Origin of the sequence: Tsukamurella ocularis, assembly GCF_024807615.1 — a bacterium.
In the GTDB taxonomy this organism is placed as follows: domain Bacteria; phylum Actinomycetota; class Actinomycetes; order Mycobacteriales; family Mycobacteriaceae; genus Tsukamurella; species Tsukamurella ocularis.
Map to the genome: position 1 here is coordinate 12,274 of NZ_JANUCJ010000002.1, position 15,899 is coordinate 28,172.

The following is a 15,899-nucleotide window of genomic DNA, read 5'->3' on the forward strand; positions in this document are numbered from 1 at the left end:
ACCCGGCACGCCGGGTGCGACGGGGTGCCGCGGGTGCGGGAAACCATCCGCACCCGATCCGCCCGCCCATCGGCGAGCTGTGGGGGCTTCGATCCGGACTGGCCCACGCAGCTGCGGGGCTGACCCGCGTGCCGCTGCGGCGGCACGCGCGTCGCGCGCATTAGGGTGGGTGTGGACTTATCTGGAGGTGGACATTGGCGGCAGCGCCGGACGCGGAGAACCCGGGCCTGGACCTGGGTGAGCTCGCGCACCACCCCGCAGCGCGGGACCCGCACGACGACTCGCTGGACTCCACCGGCCGGCCGCGCGTCGAGTTCCCCGAGCCGACGCCCAAGACCACGCACGGCCCGGCCCGCGTGATCGCGGTGTGCAACCAGAAGGGCGGCGTCGGCAAGACGACGACGACCATCAACCTCGGCGCCTCGCTCGCCTCATACGGGCGACGGGTGCTGCTCGTCGACCTGGATCCGCAGGGCGCGCTCTCCGCAGGCCTCGGCGTCGCGCACCACGAGCTCGAGCTCACGGTGCACAACCTGCTCATGGAGTCCCGCATCTCCGCGGACGACGTGCTGTTGCGCACCCGAGTGGACGGCCTGGACCTGCTGCCGTCGAACATCGACCTCTCGGCGGCAGAGATCCAACTGGTCAACGAGGTGGGCCGCGAGCAGACCCTCGGTCGCGCGCTGTACCCGGTGCTGGACCGCTACGACTACATCCTCATCGACTGCCAGCCCTCCCTGGGCCTGCTGACGGTGAACGCGCTGGCGTGCGCGGATCAGGTGCTGATCCCGATGGAGTGCGAGTACTTCGCGCTGCGTGGCCTGGCGCTGCTCACGGACACCGTCGACAAGGTCAAGGACCGCCTGAACCCCCGGCTGGGCATGGCGGGGATCGTGGTCACGATGTTCGACTCCCGCACGCTGCACTCGCGCGACGTGATGGCCCGCGTCGTCGAGGTCTTCGGCGATGCCGTCTACCACTCCGTGATCTCGCGCACCGTGCGCTTCCCGGAGACCTCCGTCGCCGGTGAGCCGATCATCTCGTGGGCGCCGAAGTCGTCCGGCGCCACCGCCTATCGCGCCCTCGCGCGCGAGGTCATCGCGCAGGAGAAGTGACCGACACCGCGGCGGCCCCCGAGCCGATCGAAGCCGAGGTCCCCCTCGACCCCGCCCCCGAGGCACCGTCGGACGCGGAAGCGCCACAGGCCGGCTTCACGGTCAAGCTCGCAAACTTCGAGGGCCCCTTCGACCTGCTGCTGCAGCTGATCGGTGGGCGCCGCCTGGACGTCACCGAGGTGGCGCTGCACGTGGTGACCGACGAGTTCATCGCCTATACCAAGCAGCTCGGCGCCGAGGCCGACCTCGACCAGACCACCGAGTTCCTGGTCGTCGCCGCGACGCTCCTCGACCTCAAGGCCGCGCGGCTGCTGCCCGCGGGCGAGGTCGAGGACGCGGAGGACTTGGCGCTGCTCGAGGCCCGCGACCTGCTGTTCGCCCGCCTGCTCCAGTACCGCGCGTACAAGCAGGTGGCCGAGCTGATGGCCCAGCTAGAGGCGAAGGCGAACCGTCGGTACCCCCGGGCCGTGGGCCTGGAGCCCCGGTTCGAGGAGCTCGTGCCCCCGGTCCAGCTGGGCGTCACGCCCGAGCAGTTCGCGCTCGTCGCCGCGTCCGCGTTCACGCCGAAGCCCAAACCGACCGTCGGCCTTGGGCACCTGCACGTGCCCAAGGTCTCGGTGCCGGAACAGGCCCGGCTCATCGCGGCGCGGCTGCGGGAGCGGCCCGACCACTGGTCCGGGTTCTCCGAGATCGTCGCCGACTGCGACTCCGGCATCGCCGTGATCGCCCGCTTCCTCGCGCTGCTCGAGCTGTACCGCGAGCGGGCCGTGCTGTTCGACCAGCCCGAGGCGCTCGGCGACCTCAAGGTGCGCTGGTCGGGAGAGAACGAGAACCTGGTCGTGGGCGGCACCCGCGACGAGTACGACGAGACACCCGGCGACGACTGGCAGGAGGAACAATGAGCGAGCAGGCCGAGGACTTCGCCCTCGTAGAGGGCATGGAACCCGACGAGCTGCGGTCGTCGTTGGAGGCGCTGCTGCTGGTGGTGGACGCGCCCGCGACCGCGGAGCAGCTGGGCACCGCCCTGGAGGAGCCGGAGGAACGGATCACCGCCGACCTGCGCGCCTGGGCCGGGGAGCTCGCCGAGCGGCGGTCGGGCATGGAGCTGCGCGAGTCCGCGGAGGGCTGGCGACTCTACAGCCGCGCCGAGTACGCGCCCTACGTCGAGCGGCTGCTGCTCGACGGGGTGCGGTCCAAGCTGACCCGCGCAGCGCTCGAGACCCTCGCGGTGATCGCGTACAAACAGCCCGTGAGCCGGTCCCAGGTCGGCGCGGTGCGCGGCGTCAACGTCGACGGGGTGATGCGCACGCTCGCCGCCCGCGGCCTCATCGTGGAGGCCGGCACCGACTCCGGCGCCACGACCTACGCGACCACCGAGCTCTTCCTCGAGCGCCTCGGCCTGAGCTCGCTCGACGAGCTGCCGCCGCTCGCGCCCCTGCTGCCCGAGATCGACGTCATCGAGGACCTCAGCTCCCACCTCGACGAGGAGCCGCGCTTCGCCAAGCTCGGCCGCAAGAGCGCCGACGTGATCGGATTCGATCCCGATGCCTGACCTCTCCGCCGTCCTCCGCGAGGCCTTCCCGCTCGGCGCCGCTGGCCCGACGGTGCGCCGCTGGTGGCCGCTCGTCCTCACCGGGGCCGTCGCCGCGCTGAGCGGGTGGGCCGCGACCGCGACCTGGTTCGGGCTGACCATCGGCCGCGTCGGCGTGCCGTTCGGATTCACGGGTACGGGACGGGCCGTCGTCACCGGTCCCGAATCGGAGGGCGGGCCGGCTCGCGGCGCGACGACCGACGGGGTGCTCCCGTGGGGCTACGCCACGGCGGGCCTCGCGATCGCCGCCCTGATCCTGGTGATCGTCGCCACGGTGCGGCCGTCCTTCGCCGCCCGCGGCCGCGCCCTCGCGAGCGGGCTCCTCGGACTGGCCGCGGTGCTGTCGATCCTGGTGTGGATCTTCCCAGCGATGATGATGAGCGGACTCGAGGACCTGACCGGCGGCGACGCGGGCGGTGACCCGCTGTTCTTCCCGCCGAAGGGCGGGCTGGTGAGCACGATCGTGGTCACGTCCACCGGGGCGTCGGTGCTGTTCATGGGCCGCCGGAACCGTCCGCTGAGCGCCGCCCGCGCCGCGCCGCGCTGACGAATACCGATTTCGGTCGCGACCTGCGATCATGGAGTGATCATGAACAGACCCGCTCGCCGTGATGGCACACCGGACCGAAGCAGAACCAGCAAGCCGAAACAGGGTGCGAAGCCGCCGCAGGAGCAGGCGGGGCGCCAGGGCGGCGTCCCCCGGCTGTCGAACGCCAAACCCGCACGTACGCAGAACGTCCCCACTCGCGACGTCGACGATTGGGACGCGCCGGAGAAGACCCCGCATCCCGGTGGCGACAGCGACAAGATCCGCCTGCAGAAGGTGCTGGCCCAGGCCGGCGTCGCGTCGCGGCGGGTGGCCGAGGACATGATCGCCGACGGACGCGTCGAGGTCGACGGCGAGATCGTGACGGAGCAGGGCCGCCGCGTGGACCCGAACGTCGCGGTCGTCCGCGTCGACGGCGTGCGCGTTCTGGTCAACGAGAACCTCGTGCATCTCGCGCTGAACAAGCCCCGCGGCTGGCAGTCGACGATGAGCGACGACATGGGCCGCCCCTGCGTGGGCGACATCGTGGCCGAGCGCGTCGCGGCCGGCCAGCGGCTCTTCCACGTCGGTCGCCTCGACGCCGACACCGAGGGCTTGCTGCTCATCACCAACGACGGCGATCTCGCGCACCGGCTCATGCACCCCTCCTACGAGGTGCCGAAGACGTACCTCGCGTGGGTGCAGGGCGAGGTACAGCGCCGGCTCGGCAACACGCTGCGCTCCGGCGTCGAGCTCGAGGACGGCCCCGCGAAGGTGGACAAGTTCTCCGTCCTCGAGGCATCTGAGGGCCGCTCGATGGTCCGCGTCGTGCTGCACGAGGGCCGCAAGCACATCGTCCGGCGGCTACTGGCCGAGGTCGGGCACCCCGTCGAGCGCCTGGTGCGCACGCACGTCGGGTCGGTGGCCCTGGGCGATCAGCGCCCGGGCTCGCTGCGCGTCCTCGGCCGCGACGAGGTCTCGGCGCTGTACCAGGCGGTGGGACTGTGACCCTCGTGATCGCCATGGACGGCCCCTCGGGGACCGGCAAGTCGACGGTGGCCCGGCGCATCGCCGAGAACCTCGGCGCGCGCTACCTGGACACCGGTGCGATGTACCGCGCCGCGACCGTCTGGGCGCTGGAGCGGGAGGTTGACCTCACCGACCCGGCTGCGATCGCCGCGGCCACGGCGGACCTGCCGCTGGCAATGGGCTGCGACCCCCTGTCGGAGCAGGTGGAGCTGGACGGGATCTCGATCACCCGTCGGATCCGCGAGGACGACGTGACCGCCGCCGTGTCGGCCGTGTCCGCGGTGCCCGAGGTGCGCGAGCAGCTCGTGGGCTACCAGCGGGCCATCGCCGCCGACGACGACTCGCCGATCGTGGTGGAGGGCCGGGACATCGGCACCGTCGTCTTCCCCGACTCGCCGGTGAAGATCTACCTGACTGCCTCGGCGCAGGCGCGGGCGCAGCGCCGCCACGCGCAGAACATCGAGCTGGGACTGCCCAGCGACTACGATGCGGTGCTGGCGTCAGTGCAGCGCCGCGACGGCCTGGATTCGACGCGGAAGATCTCGCCGCTGCGCCCGGCCGAGGACGCGATCGAGCTGGACTCGTCGGACATGAACCTGGAGGAGACCGTCGCCGCGGTGGCCGAGACGGCCGACCGCGCGCTCAGCGCCTCCCGCGATAAGGAGGTCACGCGATGAGTGACAACGAGTTCGAGTACGCCGGCTCCGATGCAGGCGACGGCGTGTGGGAGGACGAGGGCGACTTCGCCGAGTACGAGGGTGATTTCGCCGACCTCGAGGCGGAGGCCGCGCAGGAGGCCATGCGCCTGCCGACGGTCGCCATCGTGGGACGCCCCAACGTGGGCAAGTCGACGCTGGTCAACCGCATCCTCGGCCGCCGCGAGGCCGTGGTTGAGGACATCCCGGGCGTGACCCGCGACCGGATCAGCTACGAGGCCAACTGGGCTGGCCGACGGTTCCTGGTGCAGGACACCGGCGGCTGGGAGCCGGACGCCAAGGGGATGCAGCAGTCCATTGCCGCGCAGGCCGAGGTCGCCATGCGCACGGCGGATGCGATCGTCGTGGTGGTGGACGCGACCGTCGGCGCCACGTCGACCGACGAGGCCGTCGCCCGCGTGCTGCGCCGCTCGAAGGCCCCCGTCATCCTGGCGGCGAACAAGGTCGACGACCAGCGCACGGAGGCCGAGGCCGCGACCTTGTGGTCGCTGGGGCTCGGTGAGCCGCACACGATCTCGGCCGCGCACGGCCGGGGGACGGGCGACCTGCTCGACGTCATTCTGGAGAAGCTGCCGGAGACGCCGCGCGAGGGCACCGGCGGCACCGGGCCACGCCGCATCGCGCTGATCGGCAAGCCGAACGTCGGAAAGAGCTCACTGCTGAACAAGCTGACCGGCGAGAACCGGTCGGTCGTCGATAACGTGGCGGGCACCACCGTCGACCCGGTGGACTCGCTCGTCGAGCTCGGCGGCAAGACGTGGAAGTTCATCGACACCGCGGGCCTGCGCAAGAAGGTCAATCAGGCCAGCGGGCACGAGTTCTACGCCTCGCTGCGCACCAAGGGCGCGATCGAGGCCGCCGAGGTCGCGATCGTGCTCATCGACGCCTCCCAGCCGATCACCGAGCAGGACCTGCGGGTGCTGTCGATGGTCATCGAGTCGGGCCGCGCGCTGGTCATCGCCTACAACAAATGGGATCTCGTCGACGAGGACCGCCGGTACATGCTCGAGAAGGAGATCGACCGGGAGCTCGTGCAGATCCCGTGGGCGCTGCGCGTGAACATCTCTGCGCAGACCGGCCGCGCACTGCAGAAGCTGGTGCCCGCGATCGAGACCTCGCTCGAGTCGTGGGACAAGCGCATCCCGACGGGCCGCCTCAACAACTGGCTTCGCGACGTCATGGCCGCGACGCCGCCGCCCCTGCGCGGCGGCAAGCTGCCGAAGGTGCTGTTCGCCACCCAGGCCGCGACGCGCCCTCCGACGTTCGTGCTGTTCAGCTCCGGGTTCCTGGAGGCGGGCTACCGGCGGTTCCTGGAGCGCAGGCTCCGCGAGGAGTTCGGCTTCGACGGTTCGCCCGTGCGGGTGAACGTCCGGGTCCGCGAGAAGCGCGCGAAGAAGTAGCGCCATGACGGCGGTGGAGGTGCCGACGGCGCCCGTGCCGCGCCGCCAGGTGGCGGCGTGGTGCGCGTGGGACTGGGGGAGCGCCGCGTTCAACGCGGTGATGACCACGTTCATCTTCACCGTGTACCTGACCGGTGCCGTCGGCGAGGACCTCCCCGGCTCGATCAGCGCCACCAGCTGGCTGTCGTGGGCGATGGCCGCCGCGGGCGTGGTCGTCGCGCTGACGGCGCCGGTTCTCGGCGGGCGCGCCGATGCCGCGGGCCGGCGGAGGTTCTCCCTCGCCGTGTGGAGCGCGGTCGTCACGGTGTGCACCGCCGCGTGCTTCTTCGTGCGGGACGAGTACCAGTACCTGTGGTTGGGGCTCGTGTTGCTCGCGGTCGGAACCGCAGCCTTCGAGCTGGCGAACGTGCCCTACTACGCGATGCTGCGGCAGGTGTCGACGCCGGCGACGATCGGCCGGGTCTCCGGGATCGGTTGGGCCTGCGGCTACTTCGGCGGCATCGCGCTGCTGCTGATCTGCAACTTCGGCTTCATCGCGGGAGACGGCCCGACCCGCGGCTTCCTCGATGTGCCCACCGAAGGCGGGATGAACATCCGGCTCGTGGCGCTGTTCGCCGCCGCGTGGTTCGCGATCTCCGCGCTGCCGGCACTGTTCCTCGTGCCCGAGCTGCCCGCGGACCCGTCGGCCGAGCAGCGACGTGGAGTCGTCGGCGCGTACCGGGACCTGTTTGCGACCATCCGATCGCTGTGGCGCGAGGACCGGAACGTGGTGTGGTTCCTGGTCTCGTCCGCGGTCTTCCGCGACGGGCTCGCCGCGACCTTTACCTTCGGAGCGGTGCTTGCGCACAGCGTCTACGGGATGAGTGCGTCGACGGTGCTCCTGTTCGGCGTGGCCGCCAACGTCGTGGCCGCGCTGGGCGCGGTGATCGCCGGGCGGTTCGACGACCGGATCGGCCCGAAGCCTGTGATCGTCACGTGCCTCGTGGGGATGCTGATCGCCGGCACAGTGCTGCTCGTTGTGAGCGGCGAGACCATGTTCTGGATCTTCGGGCTGATGCTCACGGTGTTCGTGGGGCCGGCCCAGTCGTCGGCGCGCAGCATGCTGGCGCGGATGACGGTGCCCGGCCGCGAGGGCCGGATGTTCGGGCTCTACCAGACCACTGGCCGCGCGGCCTCGTTCCTCGGGCCCGCGTTGTTCGGTCTCTTCGTCTGGATCTTCGGCACCGACCGCGCGGGGATCGGCGGGATCATCCTGGTCCTCGCGCTGGGGCTGGGGCTGCTCACGCAGGTGCGGCCCGCCCGCGACCGCGCTCTCGCGTGAGCGCTCACGTCGACCCCCCGGGGCGCTAGCGCGGAGTCGAGGTTGCGGAAGGCGTCGTTGACGGCGTTGCGGGTTTGCCGGGCGTGGGCTTCGCGCTCGACGCCGGTGTGCCCGGCTTCGCGGTGTCCACGCCGGGCGGCAGCGCTGCGGCGACGGCGGGGTAGTCCACTGACAGACGCAGATTGAGCACGGGACCGTTCGGGGTGTTCGGCATGGCCTTGCGGACGTTGTCGAGCAGCTGCGAGAGCTGGATTCCGACGCCGCCGGCGCTGCCGTTCGGGAACGCGGCGAGGATCGGCTGGAGCAGGCTCAGCAGCATCGGCGAAGCAGTCTTGAGGCCGTCCACCGCCTGCGGCGTGAGGATCGCCTGAAGCCCCGCGATCAGGCCGGCGCGCTCGTCGTTGATCCCGTCGTCGAGGATGGCGATGGTCTTCTTGCTGTCGCCGTTGTGCAGCGGCGTGTGGTCGAGCGCGGACTGGAACGCCGGGATCATCGCGCCGAGTGCGGGATCGGCCGCCTTGAGTGCGGCGACCACCGTCGGGAAGGTCTCCGCGGTGGACAAGCGCTGCGTGTCCTGCATCGTCTGTGCCACGCTGCCGAGCGCCGTGAGCAACGGAAGCATCGCCTTCGAGGAGGCGTCGAAGTTCAGCAGCACCTGACCCATGTAAGGGCGCAGGGCGTCGTTGTTCACGTCACCGAGGGTCGCGATCATGTTCGAGACGGTGTTGTCGGTGATCGGACGCGTCGGGGCGAGTTCGGCGCCGTCCCGCAGCGCGCCACCGCCCTCGTGTGGGGTGAGGATGACTTCGGAGACACCGAACAGATTGCCCGCGGAGAAGGCCGCCTCCACGTTGTTGGTGAGGCTGCGACCCTGCGGGCCGTCGAGGCGCAGTGTCACGCCCTGCTGCGCATTGCCGAGTGATCGGATCCCACTCACGGAGCCCACGTCGAGTCCCTGGATCCGCACCTTGGCGCCCTCGACGATCCCGGCAGCCACCGTCGGTGTGCGGAGAGTGAGGGTGAAGACGTCCTGCGGCCGCAGCGCCTGCACGCCCCACACGGCAAAGGCGATCAGCGCCAGGCAGAGGCTGAACGCCACGCCGCGCCGCCGAAGCTGCGCGTGCGTCGGGGAGAAGCCGGGCACCGGTGCAAGATCCACAGATAGACAAATTATCCGTTGTTGTCTGAAATCAATGCTCCGACGAGGTGTATTGTGCCCACACTCACGTCCGGACGCACACTGTGACGGTTGCCACTGAGTCGGACCGCGCCGCTCCGAACGGCGCTAGTCGATCTGCCCGACCGGTGTGCGCTTCTCCGCCTGGAAGGCGTCCTCGGCCCGTCCGCGTGCCCAGTAGCCGGAGATGGAGAGCCGCTCCCGAGGGACCTTCAGCTCGCGAAGAACCTTCCTGATCGCCTTGATCGACTCGCGCTCGCCGTGCGCGAAGACATGGGTCGTGGCCCGATCTGCGGGCCAGTCCGCGACGGCCACCTGGCGGGCAAGGAAGTCGACGTCGGCCACGTCGGGGTTCACGGCCCACCGCACGTCCACGCCCGCCGGTGCGGTCAGCGCGATCCGGTCGGCATCGCTCTCGACCTCGAGGATCGCGGCTCCGCGGGCATCGGCCGGTAGTGCTTCCAGTGCTGCGGCGATCGCGGGCACCGCCGAGAGGTCGCCGGTCAGGAGGTGCCACGCGGCAGTGGGATCGGGGGAGTAGGCGCCGCCCGGTCCCATGATGGTGATGGCGTCGCCCGGCTGCGCGCGCTGCGCCCACGGGCCGGCCAGCCCCTCATCGCCGTGGACGACGAAGTCGATCGCGATCCGGCGTTCGGCACGGTCGAAGGACCGCACCGTGTAGGTGCGGGTTGCTTCGCCGAAGGCGAGCTTCACGTAGGAGTCCGTGCTGGGCAGTCCGGGGAGTTCGGGATCGCCGAACGACGCGAGGGCCTCGCCCTCGGCGATCACGCGGACCAGGTGGTCGCCGATCGCCTCGGTGCGCACGACCGTGACCTCGAAGGTCGGCCGCGCGCGGCGAGCACGTGTGGGAGCTGTGTCGGTACGCGATTCAGTCATGACTCCCACCGTACGCCTCAAAAATTAGGGTCGCCTAATCGAATGATCTCGGAGAGTTCGCTACTCAGAACGTCCGGTACCGGCGGCGCCGGGACTAGCATCTTTCACCATGAGCGTCGACGCCCCGAATGGTAAGGATCTTCGCAAGCGCGTGTCCCGTTCCGCCCAAGCGGAATTCACTCCGGACGGCCGCGACCCCGTCGCAATCATTCGCGAGCAGAACAGCACCCGGATCCAGGAGCTGGTGCCGGAGCGGATCTCCCGGATGCTGCACTCCCCGTTCTCCTTCTACCGCGGCGGGGCCGCGCTCATGGCGCACGATCTCTCCGGGGAGGCGAACACCGGTCTCAGTGTGATGAGCTGCGGCGACGCGCACATCTCCAACTTCGGCCTGTTCGCCTCGCCGGAGCGCCGGCTCTTATTCGACGTCAACGACTTCGACGAGGCCGGGATCGCACCGTGGGAGTGGGACGTCAAGCGGCTGGCCGCCAGCGTGATGATCTCCGCCAGGGAGAACGGGTACACCGAGGACCAGGCGAAGAGCGCGGTGACCGGCGCCGTCGGGGTGTACCGCACCACATTGGCGAAGCTCGTCCGACTCGGCGCGGTTGAGCGCTACTACGTCTCGGTCGATGTGGACACGCTGACGACGGCCGCGTCGGGCGACGAATCCCTCAAGGACCTCATCCAGCAGACCGCGAAGAAGGCGCGCAAGCGCACCTCCGCCCGCATGGTCGAGAAGATCACCGCTACCCGGGACGACGGCGAGCTACACATCGTCGCCGATCCGCCCACGTTGATTCCCGCTCCGGCGAAGCTGGTGGAGGGCTTCGAAGGTGTCTACGACCGCTACCTCGACACCCTTCGCCCCGACGCACGCGCGCTGCTTGCGCAGTTCCGCGTCATCGACTGGGCATTGCGCGTCGTCGGCGTCGGCAGTGTCGGTACCCGATGCTTCATCGTGCTGCTGGGGCGGGAGACCCCTGAGGGCGCCACCGAGACGCTGTTCCTCCAGGTCAAGGAGGCGACCCAGTCTGTGCTGCAGACCTACGGCAAGTTGGGGCCGTCGATCATGCCGCCCAGGGCGCCGGCTACCGGCACACAGGCGTGGCGAGTCGTGGCGGGTCAGCAGATCCTGCAGTCGCACGCCGATTCGTTCCTCGGCTTCACACCGACGTTGCGCGGTCACGACTTCTACTGGCGCCAGTTCCGCGACATGAAGGGGTCCGTGGCGACCGAGCTGCTGACCCACGATCAGTTCGAGCGCTACGGCCAATCCTGCGCAGGTGTCCTGGCGCGCGCACACGCCCAGTCGCCGCAATCCGCCGTGGCATCCGCGTACCTGGGAAAGTCCACCGAGTTCGACGAGGCCGTGGCCTCGTTCGCGACCGCCTATGCCGACCAGAACGAAAAGGACTACGCCGCAGTGGAGGCCGCCGTCAAGGCGGGTGTCCTGCCGTGCGCCGACGTGGCGTTCGCGGAGTCTTAGCGCGACCTTGACGGCGCCGGACCTTCCGCCCGTGCCGCGGCCCGCGTAGACCGGTAAGCGTGACTCTGATGGAGGTTCTGCCCTCACTCGCCCGCGCCGGCATCGCCCGGACCTTCGATCCCACGATCTGGCCCGAAGGCACCGCGATGGACGGCGACGAGGTCCTCATCGCCGGCACCCCGGCGGCTTCCCTGGCCGACGGCGGACCGTCGGCCTACCCCGTCGTGGTGAGCCGTATCAGCCGGCTCGTGCGCTCCGGCCCCGTGGTCCTGTGCGACGTCGCGGGGCAGCTGCCGCCGCACGCGCGGCTCGCCGACGTCGCCTGGCCCGGTGCCCGGCTCGCCGGGGCCCGCATGCGGCAGCTCCTGGTGCGCGGAGCCGACGGTACGCGGCTCGCCGCTCGCGTCGAAGTTCCTGTCGACGTCCCGGTGAACGCGCCGATCGCCCTGGCGCTCGCGCTGCCGCACGGCCTCGCGACCCCCGGTTCCCGGGCCTGGTGGCCCGCCGTGGACGCGCATCGCGGCCTCGGACGCCTGGCCTGAGCGACGTCACTGTCGGGGGAGCGGCGCGGTCGATTAGGCTCGGTGCGTGCACAATTTCCGTGACGCAGCAGGTACTGACGGCTACCTCGCCGACGGGGGCCGGATGCGCCGGGGCCTGCTCTTCCGGTCCAGCGCCCTCGACGCCGACGCGATCGACCCTGCCCGCCTCGCGGAGGCCCGCCTGGCGGACGTCTTCGACCTCCGCATGACGGTGGAGGTGACCCCGAAGCCCGACGTCGTGCCCGATGGCGCGCGGTATGTGCGGCTCAACGTGATCGGCGACGACGTCGAGCTCGGAGCGCTGGATCCCACGTCGCTCAAGGACGCCGCGGGTGCCCGCGAGCTGCTCTCCGACGTCTACCGGATGTTCGTCACCGAGGACAACGCCCGCGCGCAGTTCGCGGCGCTCGCGCGCGCGGTCGCCGGCGAGGAGCGTCCGCAGGTCTTCCACTGCACCGCCGGCAAGGACCGCACCGGCTGGGCGGCGGCGGTCGTGCAGCGGATCGTGGGCGTCTCGCCCGACGACGTGATGGCCGACTACCTGCTGACCAATGAGTACTCCGCCGCCGTGATCGACAAGATCGCGGCCAGCGCCGCCGCCGAGCGGGGTGAGGCGGTCGGTGAGGCCGCGCGGGTGCTCGCCGGGGTCTTCCCCGAGGCCCTGACTGCGGCCTTCGATGAGGCCGACGCCCGATACGGCGACTTCGACGGGTACGTGCGCGAGGGGCTCGGAATAGATGGCGCCGTCATCGCCCGGCTGCGCGCGAAGCTCGTAGCGTAGAGCGAACTTCTAGCCGAGCTTGCGGCCGCGGGTCGAGAAGCGCCCGTCGTCCTGCGTGAAGCCGGTGGAGTCGACGGAGCACTCCAGCCCGCCGTCGCGCAGGGCGGTGCACGAGGCGCCGTGCACCGACAGCCGGGCGCCCGCGGGAAGTTCGCGGGGGCGCTCCTGGACCGACAGCTTGTCGAGGTAGCGCCAGCCGCGTTCTGTGACCTCGACGGCCTCGGGCCGGACGGTGCGGTTCTTCACCGTGATCCGGGTGCCCGCCGGCGCGGAGATCCCGCACCGCAGGGTGGTGGGATCCGCCTCGATGGTGCACACCCGCTTGCCTCCGTCGTAGCGGTAGAGGAAGGCGTACCCGTCGTCGGCGCGGTAGCGATCCGCGTCCACTGCCGGTTCCGCGGCCGCGGGCAGCGCGACCGCGAACGAGGCGGCGACGATCGCCGACACCAGGAGAGCACGCTTCATGCACGCCACTGTACCGCGCGTACACCGCGACTAGCAGGGCTAACGTCCGGTCACCCGTACGATCCGGTCGTCACCGGGGCGCGGGTCGCCGCGCCCGTCGGTGTTGTTGGTGAGGATCCAGGCCGAGCCGTCCGGAGCGCGCACCACATCGCGCAGGCGGCCCAGGCTCTCGCGGTACCGCTCTGTCGCCGTGCCGGTCGCGGCGAGCGGGACCGTCCGCAGCCGCTCACCGCGGAGGTTCGCGATGAGCAGGTCGTTGCCCACGATGGCGATCCCGCTCGGGCTCGCGGACGACGTCGACCACTGCTGCAGCGGGTCCACGAAGCCCTCGCGTCGCCCGATGCCCTCGACCTCCGGCCAGCCGTAGTTCGCGCCCGGACGGATGAGATTGAGCTCGTCCCAAGTGTTCTGGCCGAACTCGCTGGCGTACAGCGCACCGTCGGGCCCCCAGGCCAGGCCCTGCGCGTTCCGGTGTCCCAGGCTGTAGACGAGGGAATCGGGGAACGGATTGTCCGCGGGCCGCGCCCCGTCCGGCGTCATCCGGAGGATCTTGCCGCCGAACTCCCGCGGGTTCTGCGCGTCGGAAGGCCGCCCCGCGTCGCCGACGGTGGCGTACAACATCCCGTCGGGCCCGAAGGCGATACGCCCGCCGTTGTGGATCGACGCCGCGGGCAGGCCCGTGAGGATCGCGCGGGCCGGACCGAGGGAGCGTGAACCCGCCGCGCCCAGCAATGGCATCCGGACGATCCGATTGTCCGTCGCGGTGGTGACGTAGGCGAACAGGTCGCCGTCGCGGACGGCGATCCCGAGCAGCCCGCCCTCGCCCCGCGCGGCGACGCCGTCGATCCGGCCGACCTCGCGCGGCTTCCCGTCGACGATCTCCACGATCCTGCCGCGATCCCGTTCGCTGACCAGCGGCGCACCGTCGGTGAAGGCGATCGACCAGGGCGCGTCGAGGCCCGTCGCGATCGTGTCGTCGAGCGCGGGCCCGGCGCTCGCGCTCGGCGCCGCGGTCTCCGACGGTGCGCCGCCACAGCCCGCTAGGGCCAACGTCGCGAGCAGCGCGACAGCAACGCCTCGGTGCCGGATCGGGGTGCGCATGCGTCCACAGTAGGGCGGAACGTCCGATTCCACCGGCGTTGCGACTGCGATCGGTGCTTGACTGGGCGCGTGGACGCGCTGACCGGATTCGCGGGCTGGATCCCCTTCACCGAGCTGCCCTCGGCCGACGTGCCGCGCGGCCCGGGCGTCTACGTGGTCGTGCGGCCGTCCGACGCGCCGCCCGTCTTCCTGGACGTGTCGCCCGCCGGTCTCTGGAAAGGGAAGGATCCGACCGTGCCCGTCGCCGAGCTCGAGCGGCGCTGGGTCGCGGGGGAGCGGGTCGTGTACATCGGCAAGGCGGGTGCCGGCCGTCGCGGGCGTCGCGGGCTGCGCAAACGGCTCGACGAGTACCGCCGTTACGGAGCGGGCGAGCGCGTCGGGCACTCGGGCGGCCGCCGGATCTGGCAGCTCGCAGACCACGGCGACCTGCTCGTCGCATGGTGCGAGACCGCGGACGACGACGCCGCACCCACCGAGAGCTCCATGCTCGCCGCCTTCGCAGCGCAGCACGGGCGGCTTCCCTTCGCCAACATGCGGCGCTGAGCCCCGCGTGCAGGCGATTTCTCCTCCGCGCGAGGCATGGGGTAATCTCCTACAGCACCGCGAGTGCGGCCACGGGCTGTGGCGCAGCTTGGTAGCGCACCTGACTGGGGGTCAGGTGGTCGCAGGTTCAAATCCTGTCAGCCCGACAACGCAAGACCTCTTCCGACCAGTTCGGAAGAGGTTTTCTTGTTTCTCGGGCGGCTCGTCCCGGTTGTGGTTGAGCCTCCGGCTTGCCTAGAACTCGCCAAGCGCTTGCGGTGCGCCGACCGGGCGGAGGCATACTGAGCCGGTGGTGGACGGATCGCGTGGTTTGGTTGAGCTGCTCGCTGGGCCGCTAGCGGCCGCATCAGTCGGCGCGGCGGTTGCCCTTGCGTTGGCGCTCGCAGGCCCTGGGCGCTATTACGGTTGGAAGTTGCAGAAGACCTTAGATCTGCTCGATAAGATGAAGCAGGACACCTTGCCGAGGCTCGACGCGCCGCGCCGCGAGCTACAAGCGGAGGCCGAACGGCTGTCGAAACGAGTCGCCGCGTACCATCGCGTTCCCACCGAATGGATGATGATCCTCGTCCTATTTGTCGGTTATGGGTGGACCTATGGTGGCATGTTCGGCTTGCTTCATTGGAGACTGCGAGTCCTGCGCGACGTGGATTGGCCAAACTGGGGCGACGCCATCTTTTGGGTGGCCTTCGTCGTGTTTCTGTCGCCAGGATATGCCCTGACGAAGTGGGGACTGGAGGCTATCGGCTGGACTAGGCACGAGCGTCATCGCTTTGTAAGAGAAGGGCTTCCCAAGGACTTCGTGCAAAGGTACTCGCGCAGACCGAAGTCCCTCATGCCGGAGCCCAGCGGGTGGGACAGAGCGCCGGTGCAACGCATTAGTCGACCGTTACCGCTGTGGATGCAGAACAAGGCCGCGCGCGCCGAACTAAGAAGACGGCGAAGCGGGAACGCTGAGGAGTCACCCGGACGCTGCAGTGGAGGAGCGGCGTAGATCGTCGTCCTGGGTGCGAGCGAACCGCACCGGCGTCGCTGCCTCCAGCTTGGAGTGCCACATCGCTGAGACGCGTAGCGGGACGCCCCGCGAGCATGGCCAGGCGCGGAGCCCCTTGAGCGTGATCCGTCGCTGCCCGGCCGCGGCGTGCTGCCGGTCGAACTCGGCCCAGCCAACGCGTTGGTCTCGTCGTCCTAGCGCACATCGACCAGGCC

At 70.4% G+C, this 15,899-nt stretch carries 17 protein-coding genes and 1 tRNA gene; 14 read left to right on the forward strand and 4 right to left on the reverse strand.

The features are described 5' to 3' along the window. Nucleotides 1–227 precede the first annotated feature (227 nt). From HNP44_RS06070 to HNP44_RS06105, 8 genes are read left to right on the forward strand one after another with little or no spacing between them, the layout of a single operon-like run. Nucleotides 228–1,115: a ParA family protein gene (locus HNP44_RS06070; RefSeq protein ID WP_374758767.1), complete on the forward strand. Its 888-nt coding sequence runs from the start codon at nucleotides 228–230 to the stop codon at nucleotides 1,113–1,115. Beyond that, nucleotides 1,112–2,017, forward strand: a complete 906-nt coding sequence (locus tag HNP44_RS06075) for a segregation and condensation protein A (RefSeq protein ID WP_374758751.1) — start codon at nucleotides 1,112–1,114, stop codon at nucleotides 2,015–2,017. Before HNP44_RS06070 ends, HNP44_RS06075 begins: the two co-directional genes overlap by 4 nt. Then, nucleotides 2,014–2,667 carry an SMC-Scp complex subunit ScpB gene (scpB, locus tag HNP44_RS06080; RefSeq protein WP_259143766.1) on the forward strand — a complete coding sequence of 218 codons (654 nt, stop codon included), beginning with the start codon at nucleotides 2,014–2,016 and terminating at the stop codon, nucleotides 2,665–2,667. The genes HNP44_RS06075 and scpB overlap by 4 nt, the downstream gene beginning before the upstream one ends. After that, nucleotides 2,660–3,253 (forward strand): hypothetical protein, encoded by a 594-nt coding sequence (locus HNP44_RS06085; protein ID WP_259143765.1) that lies wholly within the window; start codon nucleotides 2,660–2,662, stop codon nucleotides 3,251–3,253. Before scpB ends, HNP44_RS06085 begins: the two co-directional genes overlap by 8 nt. A gap of 42 nt (nucleotides 3,254–3,295) precedes the next feature. Next, complete coding sequence (locus HNP44_RS06090; RefSeq protein WP_259143764.1) at nucleotides 3,296–4,240, forward strand: pseudouridine synthase; 945 nt, start codon at nucleotides 3,296–3,298, stop codon at nucleotides 4,238–4,240. Nucleotides 4,241–4,254: 14 nt separating this feature from the next. Then, the gene (cmk, locus tag HNP44_RS06095; protein ID WP_259143811.1) at nucleotides 4,255–4,938 is read left to right on the forward strand and encodes a (d)CMP kinase; all 684 of its coding nucleotides are present in this window, start codon (nucleotides 4,255–4,257) and stop codon (nucleotides 4,936–4,938) included. After that, on the forward strand, nucleotides 4,935–6,377 hold the full coding sequence (gene der, locus HNP44_RS06100; RefSeq protein ID WP_259143763.1) for a ribosome biogenesis GTPase Der: 1,443 nt from the start codon (nucleotides 4,935–4,937) through the stop codon (nucleotides 6,375–6,377). The genes cmk and der overlap by 4 nt, the downstream gene beginning before the upstream one ends. Before the next feature lie 4 nt (nucleotides 6,378–6,381). Then, nucleotides 6,382–7,698: an MFS transporter gene (locus tag HNP44_RS06105; RefSeq protein WP_259143762.1), complete on the forward strand. Its 1,317-nt coding sequence runs from the start codon at nucleotides 6,382–6,384 to the stop codon at nucleotides 7,696–7,698. Between the two features lie 25 nt (nucleotides 7,699–7,723). Here HNP44_RS06105 and HNP44_RS06110 read toward each other — a convergent pair whose 3' ends face one another. Both HNP44_RS06110 and HNP44_RS06115 read right to left on the reverse strand, forming a co-directional pair. After that, on the reverse strand, nucleotides 7,724–8,857 hold the full coding sequence (locus HNP44_RS06110) for an MlaD family protein (protein ID WP_259143761.1): 1,134 nt from the start codon (nucleotides 8,855–8,857) through the stop codon (nucleotides 7,724–7,726). A 126-nt stretch (nucleotides 8,858–8,983) separates the two neighbouring features. Continuing rightward, nucleotides 8,984–9,772, reverse strand: a complete 789-nt coding sequence (locus HNP44_RS06115; protein ID WP_259143760.1) for a siderophore-interacting protein — start codon at nucleotides 9,770–9,772, stop codon at nucleotides 8,984–8,986. Between the two features lie 109 nt (nucleotides 9,773–9,881). Here HNP44_RS06115 and HNP44_RS06120 point away from each other — a divergent pair, with 109 nt between their 5' ends. The 3 genes from HNP44_RS06120 to HNP44_RS06130 all read left to right on the forward strand — a co-directional run bounded on the left by HNP44_RS06120 (nucleotide 9,882) and on the right by HNP44_RS06130 (nucleotide 12,584). Next, complete coding sequence (locus HNP44_RS06120) at nucleotides 9,882–11,261, forward strand: DUF2252 domain-containing protein (protein ID WP_259143759.1); 1,380 nt, start codon at nucleotides 9,882–9,884, stop codon at nucleotides 11,259–11,261. 68 nt (nucleotides 11,262–11,329) lie between these two features. Continuing rightward, the gene (locus tag HNP44_RS06125) at nucleotides 11,330–11,803 is read left to right on the forward strand and encodes a hypothetical protein (protein WP_259143757.1); all 474 of its coding nucleotides are present in this window, start codon (nucleotides 11,330–11,332) and stop codon (nucleotides 11,801–11,803) included. 46 nt (nucleotides 11,804–11,849) lie between these two features. Next, nucleotides 11,850–12,584, forward strand: coding sequence for a tyrosine-protein phosphatase (locus HNP44_RS06130; protein ID WP_259143755.1), 735 nt, complete (start codon nucleotides 11,850–11,852; stop codon nucleotides 12,582–12,584). Between the two features lie 9 nt (nucleotides 12,585–12,593). On the opposite strand, the gene HNP44_RS06135 is transcribed toward HNP44_RS06130, so the two are convergent. Continuing rightward, complete coding sequence (locus tag HNP44_RS06135) at nucleotides 12,594–13,049, reverse strand: hypothetical protein (protein WP_259143753.1); 456 nt, start codon at nucleotides 13,047–13,049, stop codon at nucleotides 12,594–12,596. Between the two features lie 39 nt (nucleotides 13,050–13,088). Next, nucleotides 13,089–14,150 (reverse strand): PQQ-dependent sugar dehydrogenase, encoded by a 1,062-nt coding sequence (locus HNP44_RS06140; RefSeq protein WP_259143752.1) that lies wholly within the window; start codon nucleotides 14,148–14,150, stop codon nucleotides 13,089–13,091. Nucleotides 14,151–14,219: 69 nt separating this feature from the next. Between HNP44_RS06140 and HNP44_RS06145 the strand changes: the two genes are divergently transcribed. From HNP44_RS06145 to HNP44_RS06155, 3 genes are all read left to right on the forward strand, one after another. Next, nucleotides 14,220–14,693: a hypothetical protein gene (locus HNP44_RS06145; RefSeq protein WP_259143750.1), complete on the forward strand. Its 474-nt coding sequence runs from the start codon at nucleotides 14,220–14,222 to the stop codon at nucleotides 14,691–14,693. A 72-nt stretch (nucleotides 14,694–14,765) separates the two neighbouring features. After that, a tRNA-Pro gene (locus tag HNP44_RS06150) sits at nucleotides 14,766–14,839 on the forward strand. A gap of 266 nt (nucleotides 14,840–15,105) precedes the next feature. Then, nucleotides 15,106–15,684, forward strand: coding sequence for a hypothetical protein (locus HNP44_RS06155; protein ID WP_259143749.1), 579 nt, complete (start codon nucleotides 15,106–15,108; stop codon nucleotides 15,682–15,684). Nucleotides 15,685–15,899: the final 215 nt, after the last annotated feature.